Here is a 12,334-nt window from a genome sequence, read left to right on the forward strand (position 1 = left end):
GAAATGGCTTGATCTTCTCCCTTTGGTATAGTGTGAGAAAAGTCGTATTTTTGTAGCCAACTTATTCATAGAATAGATATGATCAATCGTACACTGATACGTATAAAAGCCCTCCAAATACTGTACAGTTTTTACCTTTCCGGAGGCAAAAAGGCTTCTGTGGCATCCAACAATCTGACCATGGCATTGGACAAATCTTATCACTTATACAAGCTGATGGTACTGGTGCCATACTATGTGAAAGTAAAGGCTGAGAGGAGAAAGGAGATCGAACTGGAGAAGAGATCTTCGGATATGGAGCTGGTGAAAAAGCTGGATATTATCATCGCTTCCCCATACGTGGCAATCTTGGAAGCTGATCCCGACTTCATTGCAGAGTGTGAGACGCTGATTCCGGCAAGGGAAGAGTTTACGGACTACTTCTCTAACATTCTCTCTTTCCTGCTTCGAGAAGAAGAGGAGGATAGCATACCGCTTCCGGCAGAAGACTTCGACTCTCATAAAGAGTTCTGGAAGCGCATCTACAAACGCTTCATCTTGGATAACGATGAGTGGTTCGCTATCTTGCAAGACTCTTCTATCTTCTGGAACGATGATATTGAGATCGTGATGAGCTTTGTATTAAAGGTGGTGAATGGTATGAAAGAGGACACCGCTTTATCACGGCTTCTTCGTCCGCAATATAACGGCAACGAGGAGCGTGAGTTCGGTACACAGCTTGTCTCTCAGGCTATCCTGAACGAGGAAGAGTATAGAGCACTCATTAGCAAATACTTCCGCAACTGGGACAAGGAGCGTGTCGCCGAGATAGAATACCTTATCTTGCAACTCGCCATAACGGAAGCGATACACTTCCCAACCATAGCAACCAGCGTGACGATGAACGAGTACCTTAACCTCGTTAAGTATTATAGCAATCCGAACAATACGAACTACATCAACGGTATTCTGCATCAAGCCATAATGGATCTGAAAGCAGAGGGACGCATTCTCGGAGCATGATGAACCGTTTGGGACGTTCGGAATAAAAGAAAAACAATTTTAACTTTCAAATAACTTCAAACAACTATGAACATGGTATTTTTACAAGCAGCACCTGCCGGCGGCTCATATATGCAGTTTATCTTTATAGGTGTGATGGTGCTCGTCTTCTGGCTCTTCATCATCCGTCCCAACAGCAAGCGTCAGAAAGAGGTACAGCGTCAGAGAGAGAGCCTTAAGACCGGAGACAAAGTGATCATTTCGGACGGCATCATGGGTACACTTAAGGAGATAAACAAAGAAAACGGATACGTTGTTGTGGAGATAGCCGAAGGCGTAAAGGTGCGTGTAACATTCTCCAGCATATTTCCTCTTGTGGTAGAAGAGAAGAAAAAATAAGCAATAAAGAGATCATCGGGAAAGAGTAATGTCTCGCAGGCAAAAGTTATCGAAGAAGATCAAATCCCTTCTTGGGCGTATAGGTATGCGTAAACTGATGGCATACCTCTTCTTTTTTGTGCTTAGTTTTGCTTTTTGGTTTATACGGGCAGTGCAGGACACCTATACGGATAATGTTACTTTCAAGCTTGTTGCTCCGGAAATACCTGCCGACATCTCTCTCTCGGAGCCTATTCCCGAAACCGTAACCGTAACCATCACGGACACGGGAAGTGCCTTCTTGAGATATATATGGCTTCAGAGAGCACGGGAGATCGTTTTGCCGATAGAGTTTTCCGAGAAAAGATACGGAGCTGTGGATATACCTGCGGGGCAGTTGGAGAAGTTGATCTATTCGCAGGCATTGTCATCGTCCCGAATAGACCGCATTGTGCCTGCAAGCATCGGGTTCAGCTATACCGCAAAGGCTAAGAAGCAGCTTCCCATAAAGCTCTCCACGAAGATAGAACCGGAGATAGGAAGTATTTTGGACTCTGTCTCCATGAGTCAGACCTCGGCTATCGTCTATGGTGGAAAGCATCTTTTGGATCTCCTGACAGAGGTGGAAACAGATACGATCGTATTCAGCAATGTCAAAGACTCCACCATCTTTACGGTGCGACTCCTTTCTCGCAACGGAATCACCATTACTCCCAATGAGATAACGCTTTGTGCTCACATCCAGAAACTGGTTCAGAAAGAGTTTGAAGTGCCTATCTCCATGAATGATGAAGAGCTTCCTTTCTATGTGCGTACGTTTCCCTCTTTTATCCGTGTTACCTGTTTTATTCCGGAGAATATGTTCAAAGAGCTCTCTCCAAAGGATATTGTGGTAACGATAGACAAGGCAGAGCTGGGAGGCAGCAGGTCCGGAAAGGCGGATATAATCATACAGCAGAAGCCGTTTTACGTGCAGATGATCCAGACCGACCCTACCACTGTGGAGTATCTTTTGGAAGAAAAAGAGGCACAAGAATGAAAAAAGAGACGCGTGTCCTCGGTATCTGTGGCGGCATAGGCAGTGGAAAAAGCATTCTAAGCAGGCTTGTTGCTCTTTATGGTATCCCTGTTTTCGATACCGATAGCGTTGCAAAAGTTGTTTATTTCGATTCCGGCGTTGCGGTTCAGCTGGAAAAACTGCTCGGAAGATCCGTGTTGAACGAGCAGGGAGAGATAGACAGACCTTTTCTAAGCTCTATCATTTTCGGGGCATCTTCTGTTAAAAAGATAGAAATGGAGCGGATCATCCATTCGGCAGTAGAGGAGAAGTTTCTCTCTTGGAAGGCACAATCTCCATGCGAATGGGTCGGGATGGAGTCCGGCATACTTTACTCCAGCAGAATGAACCGGTTTTGTGATGCCGTTATTCTGGTTGATGCTCCGGAAGCAGTAAGAACAGAGAGAGTGATGCTCCGCAATAAGATGCCGAAAGAAGAAGTAGAAAGACGTATCAGAACGCAAAGCGATGAAATAGAAACGGCAAAGGTTCTTGCCTCGTACACAATAAAAAACTATTCCCCACACTCTGTTATAGAACAGTGGGAAGAGATATTCAACTTAATTATCACCTAATAAAACATTAAAAAGAAAGAATAATGTCACTGAAACAAATTCTCTCCATAAGCGGTAAACCGGGATTGTTCAAAATCTTGACCGGAAACAGAACTCCAATAGTCATTCAAGATCTCACCACTAAAGTGAAGCGTCAGCTTTTCCCAAAAGATAAAGTTGTTTCCCTGTACGATATTTCCATCTACACCGAAGAGGGCGATCTGCCTCTAAGAACACTGCTCACCACTATTTTTGAAAAGCAGAGCGGTAAAGAGTTGGACGCTGAAAACATCGCTGCAACACCCGAATCTCTCAAAAGTTTCATGGAAGAAGTGTTGCCCAGCTACGATAAGGAGAGAGTCTATCCCACAGATATCAGAAAGGTTGTACTTTGGTACAACACACTTGTAAAGGATGGATTCACCACGTTTGAAGAGCAGGAAGAGGAAAAAGAGGCTTAATGGATAGTCGGTTTTAGAGATTATATCTTTTTTACTCATTTGTTAGCATTGCGAGGGCAATCGGTATGGCGAAAAGAGTAGATAGATTGCGGACTACTATTTGAATAATCTGACTTATTTTCTTACATTTGTGAGTGTAAAAACCAAATTGAATAAGAACATGAAAAGAATCATCATTGCCATTACAGGACTACTTCTTGTTGGAGGTCTTACTTCTTGTAAACCTAAACAAAGTGCATATCGTGAAGCTTGGGAAAAAGCTAAACAGCGTGAAATGGCACAGGCCGGAAATCAGGGAGCTATGGATGATATCAAGCCGATAGCTCGTACAACCGAGCACACTGCTGTGGTTCGTGAAAGAATTGTTCCTGCACAAGGAGAAGATGCAACAGGGCTTCGCGCTTTCAGTGTAGTGATTGGCAGCTTCCAAAATGTGACTAATGCAAAGTCATTGAAAGAGAGAATGACAGCTGAAGGATACAATGTTTTTCTTGCGCAAAACGAGATGGGCATGTATCGTGTTATTGTTGCGAGCTATGACACAAAGGAAGAAGCCGTGGCAACAAGAGAGTCTATCAAGAGACGTTACTCTCAGTTCAATGACGCTTGGATCCTGCACAAACAGTAAATTTGAGATAATATCGTTCCGGATTACGCACCGTTAGGGCAGAATTCCTAACGGACAGTTTTTTACCGGAAAGGTGAACCTCAATACATTTTAAGGTCATACCCTCATCGCATAGTCCCTTTTCTCTTAGAGTCCGGGGGTATATGCCGTGGGGGTTTGGTCTTTTTTATAAATATGAAGATACATACAGACTATAACGTAGAGCCTCTCAACACCTTTGGTGTGGGAGCACAGGTTTCGTACTATGTGGAGATAGAGTCGGAAGAAGATATTTCCACTCTGCTTCGTGACGAGTACTTCCGCTATGCCGACAAGCATATCATCGGGGGAGGATCCAATCTCCTGTTTACGGCAAATGTGAACGGGGTTTTGATCAAGTACATCTCCGATGAGATACGACTGCTTTCCGAAGACGAATCGAGCGTGCTTTTGCAGTTGGATGCAGGTGTGGAATGGGATCGCGCAGTAGCATACTGTTGTGAACGTAACTGGTGGGGAATAGAAAATCTTTCTCTTATACCCGGAGTGGCAGGTGCTGCTGCGGTACAGAATATCGGAGCTTACGGCGTCGAGATTGCCGATGTCCTTGTCTCTGTGGAAGGGTACGACCTTGTGGACGGAGAGCATCGGACTTATATGCAGAAAGAGTGCGACTATGCTTACAGAGACTCTCGCTTCAAGAGACCAGAGGAGATGGATCGTTTCCTTATCACCAAAGTTGTCCTTCGTTTGAGCAAGCAGCCGAATCCCATTCTCTCTTACAACGGATTGCAAGACCTGGCAACGGCAGATGGTTCTCTTACTCCGTTGCAGGTGCGAGAGCGTGTCATCTCCATCAGAGAAAGTAAACTGCCGGATCCTAAAGTGCTTGGAAATGCCGGAAGTTACTTTATGAATCCGGTTGTGGACGCCGATAAACTTCAGTCTTTACTGCAGGAGTATCCGGACTTGTCGTATCATCTTCAAGATGACGGACGGGGAAAGCTATCCGCCGCATGGCTTATAGACCGCTGTGGCTACAAAGGATACCGCTCCGGAAATGTGGGAACGTACGAAAAGCATGCTCTTATCATTGTCAATTATGGAGGAGCATCGGGGAGAGAAGTGGCAAGGTTGGCGGAAGAGATACAGGAGAGCGTGTGGAAAAAGTATGGTGTTCGCCTCATCCCCGAAGTGAAATACGTTGCTGCTCCCACATACAATCATCCGCAAGAGTAGGGCATGAAAGGAAAGATTACATTCTTGGGAACCGGTACATCTACCGGTATTCCGGAGATTGGCTGCAGCTGCTCCACCTGTGTTTCGACAGATGTCAGAGATAAACGCTTGAGGGCTTCCATTCTTCTCTCTTTCGGGGAAAAAGAGGGTGCCGATGCCGCTCATTATGTGATAGATTGCGGGCCCGACTTCAGGGAGCAAATGATACGAGAGAATGTCTCTTCCTTAGAAGGGATATTCCTTACGCACGAACATTACGATCACGTAGGCGGACTGGACGATATTCGTCCTCTGTTTCGAGGACAGACGGACTGCCCTCTATATACGGAGGAGTACCTTTCGACCATTCTCAAGGAGCGTATGCCGTATGCGTTCAGAGCCGTTGCCTATCCGGGCGTTCCGCATTACAGCTTTACGATAATAGAGCCCAATGTGCCTTTTCCTCTTCCTAAACCGAAAGGGATAGAGATACTACCGCTCCGTGTGATCCACGGCAAACTGCCGATACTGGGTTTCAAAATAGGCAATGCAGCCTATCTTACGGATGTGAAAGTAGTACCGGAAGAGACCTTGGAAGCTGTTCGAGGAGTGGAACATCTGATCATAGATGGTCTGCGCTTCTATACTCATCCCACGCATTTTTGCGTTCAAGAGGCGATAGAGTTGGGCAACAGTATCGGGGCAAAGCAGATCTATCTCACCCACTTGGCACACACCATCGGCAGACATACAGAGGCGGAAGCGGTTCTGAAAGCCCTTGACACTCGCACCCATCTGGCTTACGACGGAATGAGTTTCGAGGTCAGTTTCTGATCTGCACTCTGCTTTTCGATGTTATAAGAACTTTCGAGCTGAAATATAAGCTGTGTTACGGAGCGGATCCGTGGCACAGCTTTCTTTTTGTATGCAAGTCTGCCGAAGAGAGCCGCCGTCGGTTCATTTTTACGGATGCTCTTTCCCATCTTTGATTATACCTGTTCGGAAAAGGAGTTATAAGTGAATAAAACTTCCTTTTATCCTGAAAAGAATTGGTTTTCAAGCCTTGTTTTGAGGGAATCGAAGGCTGACTTCTACAAACCAAGCCTTGTCATCTGTAAATCAAAGCCTGGTTGCAAGATTTTAATCCGTTAAGACTTGAAATTTAATCCGTTCAGAGACAATTTCATACAGGTTCAGACGAGAAAAGAGAGCCTCCGGGCAAGATGCTCCTATGCAGGGAGCAGAACAGATACCATGCTTCCCTCCACGGTTATAGTGCCGTTGGCTATCAGCCGAAGCTCCATGGAGACTTTCCTTGCCGTTGTCTCCACGACACGTGCTCTCAGCTCCAGATCCACGCCCATAGGGGTAGGCTTTTTGTAGTTGAGGTTCAGATTGGCGGTTACATACCTCAGAGCCGGCAGAGTATCCATGGCTCTCATCTCTCTTTTATAGCCTGCCGCAGCGGCAGTTCCGTTGCCATGGCAGTCGAGTATCGCGGCAATAAGACCTCCGTAAACGAATCCCGGAAATCCTCCGGTATGATGACCTTCCGGTCGGTAATACGCTACACTTTCGTTTTCTGTACCGTCCACCCAATAGCTTTTTACGTGAAGACCCTGTTCGTTTGCCGTTCCGCAGCCGAAGCAGTGGCTGAACTCCGGAGCATAATATTCCTGAAAAGATTTTTTGTTCATTCTGTCAAGTGTCTATTTTGGAGTAAATATACGACTTTATGAGAGAAATTTTTCGGAACTTTGAGCCATGGAACAGTTAGAAAGAGATGGTTTGGTACTTTCCGTCATTACGGTCTGCTACAATGCCGCACCCTTGCTCAAGCGCACCATTAAGAGTGTTAAGGATCAGAGCTATAGGCATATAGAGTACATCGTGATAGATGGTGCCTCCAAGGATGATACTGCAAAACTTGCCCGGGATCATGGAGATACGATTTCGGTTTTCGTATCCGAAAAAGACAATGGCATCTATGACGCAATGAACAAAGGGCTGAAAAGAGCTTCCGGCGACTATGTTCTCTTCATGAATGCAGGGGATACGTTTTATGATTCGGATACCGTCTCGCGTGTGATGGATAAAGCAGTGGAGTATCTCAGAGAGCCTGTGAACGCAGGCAGGCTGCCTGCTGTACTGTACGGACATACGGAGATCGTCGATTATGATGGATGCAGTATGGGTCCGAGAAAACTCTCTCCACCACGAAAGCTGACCTGGAAGAGCTTCAAGAACGGTATGCTTGTGTGTCATCAGTCATTCTATGCCGGGCGAGATCTTGTACCTTTTTATAATGATGAGAAGTACAGGCTCTCTGCCGATTTTGACTGGTGCATACGTATCCTTCGCCGTGCCGAAGAGGTGGGGGCAGAGTGTCTGAAAGTGGAGGGTTTCCTTACAAAGTATCTCCATGAGGGTGCCACAACCAAGCATCATAAAGCCTCTTTGAAGGAGCGATTCATGATCATGAGGGCTTATTATGGTACCATCCCCACGCTGTTTCGACATCTCTACTTCCTGTTTTTCAAGAAGAGATGAGAGTTTAAGTCTAAGAGTTTTTTATTTTTCAAATACAGATTGTCGTGTACAAAAGATTACTTCCTGTTTTTATGTCGCTCTCTTTCTTGCTTCTGCTCTCCTGCGGAGTGAGAAAGCCTTATAAGAGTTCTCAACCCGTTACTCTCACGCTGGAGGAGTTTGGCGGTCGTTCGGAAAAAGATTTTGACAACTCTCCCGCTCTTCGCCGTTTGCTTCAAACATCGCACCGGATGGCTCAGGAGGGTAAGAGTGTGAAGATCTCGTTGAAGAACGATTCTTATCACTTCTATCCGGACAGTCTGCCGGGTTATGAGCTGTTTATCTCCAATCATGACCACGTAAAGGATAGAAAGGTGGCGTTTATGTTTGAGGGAATAACAGGCGGAAAGGTTGTGGTGGAAGGTGGCGGACAGACCAAGCTGCTCTTTCACGGCAGACAGATACCGTTTGTGGTGAAAGGGTGTTCCGGGGTTGTCCTGCAAGGTTTTTCCATAGACGATCCTCGTCCGGCACTGATGCAGATAGAGGTGTTGGAGATGAGAGATGAAGATAAGTCGATGCTTGTAAGAGTTCCGGAGGAGACCCGGTTTGAGGTAAGAGAGAACAAGATAGTCTTGCAAGGAGAAGACTTTGAAGTTACACCCTTTGTAGCCATGCCGTTTGAGGAGGACAGAAGAATGGTTTGGGGCAGAGCAGATGTCGCTTTTAACCCGGCTCAGATAATACGTCAAAGCGAACGAAACCTGATCTTGAGAGGGTGGGGCGAGTATCCCTATGCTTCTCAGCATAACAGATATGTGCTGAGGTCGTATTACAGACCTGCTCCGGGTATCGTGGTGATGGATAGCAAGAATATCGAACTTAAGGATGTCGTTGTGCATTATGCCGAAGGAATGGGACTTATAGCACAAGACACCGAGAATATATCGCTGGATGGCTTTAAGGTGGAAGTGGCACAAGGCTCTGAACGTTACTTTACACTACAAGCCGATGCCACACATTTCTCGGGTTGCAGAGGGTATATCTCTTCCGTTAATGGGTTATACGAGCAGATGGCAGACGATGCCATCAATGTGCATGGAACCTATTTGAGGGTGGACTCCGTGCTGAATGCTTCCGAAGTGCAAGCCTCTTTTGCGCACGGGCAGAGCTTTGGGCTTCGCTGGTATGAGAGTGGAGACTCTATCCGTTTCATTGATCGTAAAACGCTTTTGCCGGTACATACATCTAAAATACAATCATTTTTCCTTCTCTCTGAAGGAGATCAGAAAAGAAGGATGATCGCTTTTGAGGATCCGCTTCCATTGGATAAAATAGAGGGCAAACAGCTTGCGGTGGAGAATCTTTCTGCCTATCCTACGGTGCTGTTCAGTAAGAATATCGTTAGGAACAATAGGGCAAGAGGGGCTTTATTCTCTACAATCAAAAAGGTGGTCTGCGAAGAAAATCTGTTCGACCATACTCACGGCAGTGCCATACTTCTTTGCGGAGACTCCAATGGCTGGTACGAGAGTGGTCCGTGCGAGGAGGTGATCATCTCTAAAAACCGTTTTGTGAATCCGCTTACGGGGATGTATCAGTTTACCAATGGTATCATTTCTGTAGATCCGGTAATTCGGGAACTTGACTCGAAAGATCGGTACTATCACGGGAGAATAGTGGTGGAGGACAATATCTTTGAAACATTCGACTCTCCTCTCTATTATGCCAAGAGTGTCAGAGAGTTTGTTTTCAGAAGAAACAAGGTCATTCCGAACAACGACTATCGTCCCCTGTTTGAGGATACAAGAAGCAGGCGGATCCATGTAGGGAATGTTATAGAGGAGTAATGCCTTCTCTGAAAGTTTGCAATGCGCTCTTTTATAGATCAATAATTATTTCTAACTTTGCCGTCAAAATATATTATTGTAAATGGATAAAATAAGCTATGCGTTAGGCCTGAGCATCGGGCATAATTTTACAGCAACAGGAATTAAAGAACTTAATACAGAAGAGTTTGTGAAAGGATTGGACGTGGCATTGAAAGGTGTTACTCCACAAATCTCAATAGAGGAAGCACAAAAACTTCTTAAAGAATATTTTGAGAAATTGCAGGAGGATAAGTTTACTCTCAATAAGGAAGCCGGAGAAGAGTTCTTGCGTATCAACAAAGAGAAAGCAGGAGTCGTAACGCTGCCTTCAGGTGCTCAATATCAGATTTTGACCAAAGGAGAGGGCGAGAAACCTAAGGCAACGGATAAGGTAAAGTGTCATTATCATGGTACACTCATCAATGGAACGGTCTTTGACTCCTCTTATCAGAGAGGCGAACCGGCTACATTCCCATTGAATGGTGTCATCAAGGGCTGGACGGAAGTGGTACAACTGATGCCCGTAGGCTCTAAGTGGAGAGTGTTTCTTCCTTATCAGCTCGCTTACGGAGAGCAAGGAGCCGGTCAAAGCATCGAGCCGTACAGCACCCTTATATTTGATATAGAGCTTCTAAGTATAGAGAAGTAAAAGCGTCTTGACGAGAATATAGGATATAATTATTAAATAAACGGAAATGAAAAAGATTCTTCTTACAGCAGCTCTTATAGGAGGTGCATTTGCCTTTACTGCTTGTAACGGCACAAAGAATTCTGTGCCTCTAAGTGCACAAAAGACAACAAAAGACTCTATGGCATACCTTATCGGTTTCTACCAAGGTCAGCAAATGAAGTTCCAAATAGATATGATGAAGGGCCAAGTAGGTTCTGTCATACCTGGGGACTCTCTTGATGTAGCACTCTTTACAGCGGGTCTTGAAACAGCTTTGAAGGGTGATACTATCGAAATGAATAGCATGGCTGTTCAAGAGTTCTTGGAAACTGCTTTTGAAAAACTTCGCAAGGTGGCTGCTGATGCAAATAAGGCAAAAGGCGAAGAGTTCATGGCTAAGAATGCAAAAGAAGAAGGCGTTATCACAACTGAATCCGGTCTTCAGTATAAGATCGAAACAGAAGGTGAAGGTGCTATGCCAACAGTTGAAGATATGGTCGTAGTTCACTATAAGGGAACACTTCTTAACGGCGAAGTGTTCGACTCTTCTTACGATCGTGGAGAGCCTGCTACTTTCCCATTGAACGGTGTTATCAAGGGATGGACAGAGGGTCTTCAACTTGTAAAGGTTGGATCTAAGTTTACTCTTTGGGTCCCGGCTGAACTTGCTTACGGAGAAAATGGCTCAGGTAACAAGATCGGTCCTAACGAAACACTAAGATTCGATTGCGAGCTTATTGAAATCAAAGCAAAAGAACAATAAGAACGTAGCTTTAGCATAAATTGAAAGGCTGTATCAGGATTGAATTCCCGATACAGCCTTTTTGCTTTCCCTTTCTGCTTTTAATGAAGAAAATAAAAGGGTGATACATTAGTAATATATATAGGGGAGGGCTGTTCGGAAGTAAAAAGAACACTTTTCGATAAAATCTTTATTTGTCTTCGGGCTTGAAAACAAGCGGGTTAAATGCTATTTCGGGAGTGCTGTTTGATATGTTTGTCTATCTTTTGTTAGTAAAGTTTGGTAGAATGAAAAACTCTTTCTAACTTTGCACCCACGAAACGGGNTGCTGTTTGATATGTTTGTCTATCTTTTGTTAGTAAAGTTTGGTAGAATGAAAAACTCTTTCTAACTTTGCACCCACGAAACGGGAGAGCATATTTCCTGTGAAGAGTATGAGATCATAGACATATCGGAAGAGAAGAATATAGTAGCATTATCCTGTATGGAAATACGGGATGGTATAAAACTACAATAGCCGTATCGTACCGTTAGCGGTATGATATGCGAGAGCAAAAAATATAAGCAAAAGAAGGGCAGACGGTGGATGCCTTGGCTCTAAGAGGCGACGAAGGACGTGATAAGCTGCGAAAAGCTGTGGGGANAAAAAATATAAGCAAAAGAAGGGCAGACGGTGGATGCCTTGGCTCTAAGAGGCGACGAAGGACGTGATAAGCTGCGAAAAGCTGTGGGGATCGGCAAATACGAAATGATCCACAGATATCCGAATGGGGCAACCCGGCATACGACAGTATGTCACCTGTGAGATATTACAGGAGCGAACGTGGGGAACTGAAACATCTCATTACCCATAGGAGAAGAAAACAAAAGTGATTCCCTCAGNATGTCACCTGTGAGATATTACAGGAGCGAACGTGGGGAACTGAAACATCTCATTACCCATAGGAGAAGAAAACAAAAGTGATTCCCTCAGTAGTGGCGAGCGAACGGGGAGGAGCCCAAACCGATGCTGTTTCGGCAGTGTCGGGGTTGTAGGATCTCGAATAAAGCTTTACAACAGACAGGTAGTAGAAGATTCTGGAAAGGATCGCCAAAGCGGGTGACAGCCCCTTATACGAAACTTTGAAGTTGGAGTGACGAGAGACCTGAGTAGCGCGGGACACGAGAAATCCTGTGTGAATCCGGGAGGCCCATCTCCCAAGGCTAAATACTCCTTAGAGACCGATAGTGAACAAGTACTGTGAAGGAAAGGTGAAAAGAACCTCG

The 12,334-nt window shown here is 45.1% G+C and carries 14 protein-coding genes and 1 rRNA gene (1 of these 15 cut by a window edge); 13 read left to right on the forward strand and 2 right to left on the reverse strand.

Features of this window, described 5'->3' with window-relative positions; genetic code table 11:
- The first annotated feature begins 78 nt into the window (after positions 1-78).
- The 8 genes from HQ29_RS02930 to HQ29_RS02965 all read left to right on the forward strand — a co-directional run bounded on the left by HQ29_RS02930 (position 79) and on the right by HQ29_RS02965 (position 6,090).
- A complete protein-coding gene (locus tag HQ29_RS02930; protein ID WP_036867442.1) occupies positions 79-1,002 on the forward strand; it encodes a transcription antitermination protein NusB in 924 nt (307 codons plus the stop codon).
- A 66-nt stretch (positions 1,003-1,068) separates the two neighbouring features.
- Entirely contained in the window at positions 1,069-1,380 is a 312-nt protein-coding gene (gene yajC / locus HQ29_RS02935) for a preprotein translocase subunit YajC (RefSeq protein WP_036790264.1), read from the forward strand.
- A 28-nt stretch (positions 1,381-1,408) separates the two neighbouring features.
- Positions 1,409-2,398: a YbbR-like domain-containing protein gene (locus HQ29_RS02940; protein WP_036867444.1), complete on the forward strand. Its 990-nt coding sequence runs from the start codon at positions 1,409-1,411 to the stop codon at positions 2,396-2,398.
- Positions 2,395-2,991 (forward strand): dephospho-CoA kinase, encoded by a 597-nt coding sequence (gene coaE, locus HQ29_RS02945; protein ID WP_036867447.1) that lies wholly within the window; start codon positions 2,395-2,397, stop codon positions 2,989-2,991. Before HQ29_RS02940 ends, coaE begins: the two co-directional genes overlap by 4 nt.
- 23 nt (positions 2,992-3,014) lie before the next feature.
- Positions 3,015-3,431 carry a DUF5606 family protein gene (locus HQ29_RS02950; RefSeq protein ID WP_036790259.1) on the forward strand — a complete coding sequence of 139 codons (417 nt, stop codon included), beginning with the start codon at positions 3,015-3,017 and terminating at the stop codon, positions 3,429-3,431.
- A 160-nt stretch (positions 3,432-3,591) separates the two neighbouring features.
- Entirely contained in the window at positions 3,592-4,059 is a 468-nt protein-coding gene (locus HQ29_RS02955; RefSeq protein ID WP_036790256.1) for an SPOR domain-containing protein, read from the forward strand.
- A 174-nt stretch (positions 4,060-4,233) separates the two neighbouring features.
- Positions 4,234-5,277: a UDP-N-acetylmuramate dehydrogenase gene (murB, locus tag HQ29_RS02960; protein ID WP_036790253.1), complete on the forward strand. Its 1,044-nt coding sequence runs from the start codon at positions 4,234-4,236 to the stop codon at positions 5,275-5,277.
- 3 nt (positions 5,278-5,280) lie between these two features.
- Positions 5,281-6,090 (forward strand): MBL fold metallo-hydrolase, encoded by an 810-nt coding sequence (locus tag HQ29_RS02965; RefSeq protein WP_036790251.1) that lies wholly within the window; start codon positions 5,281-5,283, stop codon positions 6,088-6,090.
- Here the strand turns inward: HQ29_RS02965 and HQ29_RS02970 are convergent.
- Both HQ29_RS02970 and HQ29_RS02975 read right to left on the reverse strand, forming a co-directional pair.
- Positions 6,057-6,239: a hypothetical protein gene (locus HQ29_RS02970; protein ID WP_036790249.1), complete on the reverse strand. Its 183-nt coding sequence runs from the start codon at positions 6,237-6,239 to the stop codon at positions 6,057-6,059. The two genes, HQ29_RS02965 and HQ29_RS02970, sit on opposite strands and share 34 nt — an antisense overlap.
- 246 nt (positions 6,240-6,485) lie before the next feature.
- The gene (locus HQ29_RS02975; protein ID WP_036790246.1) at positions 6,486-6,953 is read right to left on the reverse strand and encodes a PaaI family thioesterase; all 468 of its coding nucleotides are present in this window, start codon (positions 6,951-6,953) and stop codon (positions 6,486-6,488) included.
- A 67-nt stretch (positions 6,954-7,020) separates the two neighbouring features.
- Here HQ29_RS02975 and HQ29_RS02980 point away from each other — a divergent pair, with 67 nt between their 5' ends.
- The 5 genes from HQ29_RS02980 to HQ29_RS10075 all read left to right on the forward strand — a co-directional run.
- Complete coding sequence (locus tag HQ29_RS02980) at positions 7,021-7,806, forward strand: glycosyltransferase family 2 protein (RefSeq protein ID WP_036790244.1); 786 nt, start codon at positions 7,021-7,023, stop codon at positions 7,804-7,806.
- 44 nt (positions 7,807-7,850) lie between these two features.
- Positions 7,851-9,635, forward strand: a complete 1,785-nt coding sequence (locus HQ29_RS02985) for an alpha-1,3-galactosidase-related protein (protein WP_152566475.1) — start codon at positions 7,851-7,853, stop codon at positions 9,633-9,635.
- Between the two features lie 82 nt (positions 9,636-9,717).
- Positions 9,718-10,305 (forward strand): FKBP-type peptidyl-prolyl cis-trans isomerase, encoded by a 588-nt coding sequence (locus tag HQ29_RS02990; protein ID WP_036867449.1) that lies wholly within the window; start codon positions 9,718-9,720, stop codon positions 10,303-10,305.
- Between the two features lie 46 nt (positions 10,306-10,351).
- Complete coding sequence (locus HQ29_RS02995; protein WP_036790239.1) at positions 10,352-11,089, forward strand: FKBP-type peptidyl-prolyl cis-trans isomerase; 738 nt, start codon at positions 10,352-10,354, stop codon at positions 11,087-11,089.
- A 628-nt stretch (positions 11,090-11,717) separates the two neighbouring features.
- Positions 11,718-12,334: ribosomal RNA gene (locus HQ29_RS10075) — 23S ribosomal RNA — on the forward strand; it runs 2,379 nt beyond the window's last position.

The organism is Porphyromonas canoris, assembly GCF_000765975.1.
GTDB classification, from domain to species: domain Bacteria; phylum Bacteroidota; class Bacteroidia; order Bacteroidales; family Porphyromonadaceae; genus Porphyromonas_A; species Porphyromonas_A canoris.

What these genes read in the sequence shown, in the direction of transcription:
- HQ29_RS02975 (WP_036790246.1), bottom strand. Translation starts at nt 6,953, where the DNA reads ATGAACAAAAAATCTTTTCAGGAATATTATGCTCCGGAGTTCAGCCAC.
- HQ29_RS02980 (WP_036790244.1), top strand. Translation starts at nt 7,021, where the DNA reads ATGGAACAGTTAGAAAGAGATGGTTTGGTACTTTCCGTCATTACGGTC.
- HQ29_RS02995 (WP_036790239.1), top strand. Translation starts at nt 10,352, where the DNA reads ATGAAAAAGATTCTTCTTACAGCAGCTCTTATAGGAGGTGCATTTGCC.
- HQ29_RS02965 (WP_036790251.1), top strand. Translation starts at nt 5,281, where the DNA reads ATGAAAGGAAAGATTACATTCTTGGGAACCGGTACATCTACCGGTATT.
- HQ29_RS02990 (WP_036867449.1), top strand. Translation starts at nt 9,718, where the DNA reads ATGGATAAAATAAGCTATGCGTTAGGCCTGAGCATCGGGCATAATTTT.
- HQ29_RS02970 (WP_036790249.1), bottom strand. Translation starts at nt 6,239, where the DNA reads ATGGGAAAGAGCATCCGTAAAAATGAACCGACGGCGGCTCTCTTCGGC.
- murB (WP_036790253.1), top strand. Translation starts at nt 4,234, where the DNA reads ATGAAGATACATACAGACTATAACGTAGAGCCTCTCAACACCTTTGGT.
- yajC (WP_036790264.1), top strand. Translation starts at nt 1,069, where the DNA reads ATGAACATGGTATTTTTACAAGCAGCACCTGCCGGCGGCTCATATATG.
- HQ29_RS02930 (WP_036867442.1), top strand. Translation starts at nt 79, where the DNA reads ATGATCAATCGTACACTGATACGTATAAAAGCCCTCCAAATACTGTAC.
- HQ29_RS02940 (WP_036867444.1), top strand. Translation starts at nt 1,409, where the DNA reads ATGTCTCGCAGGCAAAAGTTATCGAAGAAGATCAAATCCCTTCTTGGG.
- HQ29_RS02950 (WP_036790259.1), top strand. Translation starts at nt 3,015, where the DNA reads ATGTCACTGAAACAAATTCTCTCCATAAGCGGTAAACCGGGATTGTTC.
- HQ29_RS02955 (WP_036790256.1), top strand. Translation starts at nt 3,592, where the DNA reads ATGAAAAGAATCATCATTGCCATTACAGGACTACTTCTTGTTGGAGGT.
- coaE (WP_036867447.1), top strand. Translation starts at nt 2,395, where the DNA reads ATGAAAAAAGAGACGCGTGTCCTCGGTATCTGTGGCGGCATAGGCAGT.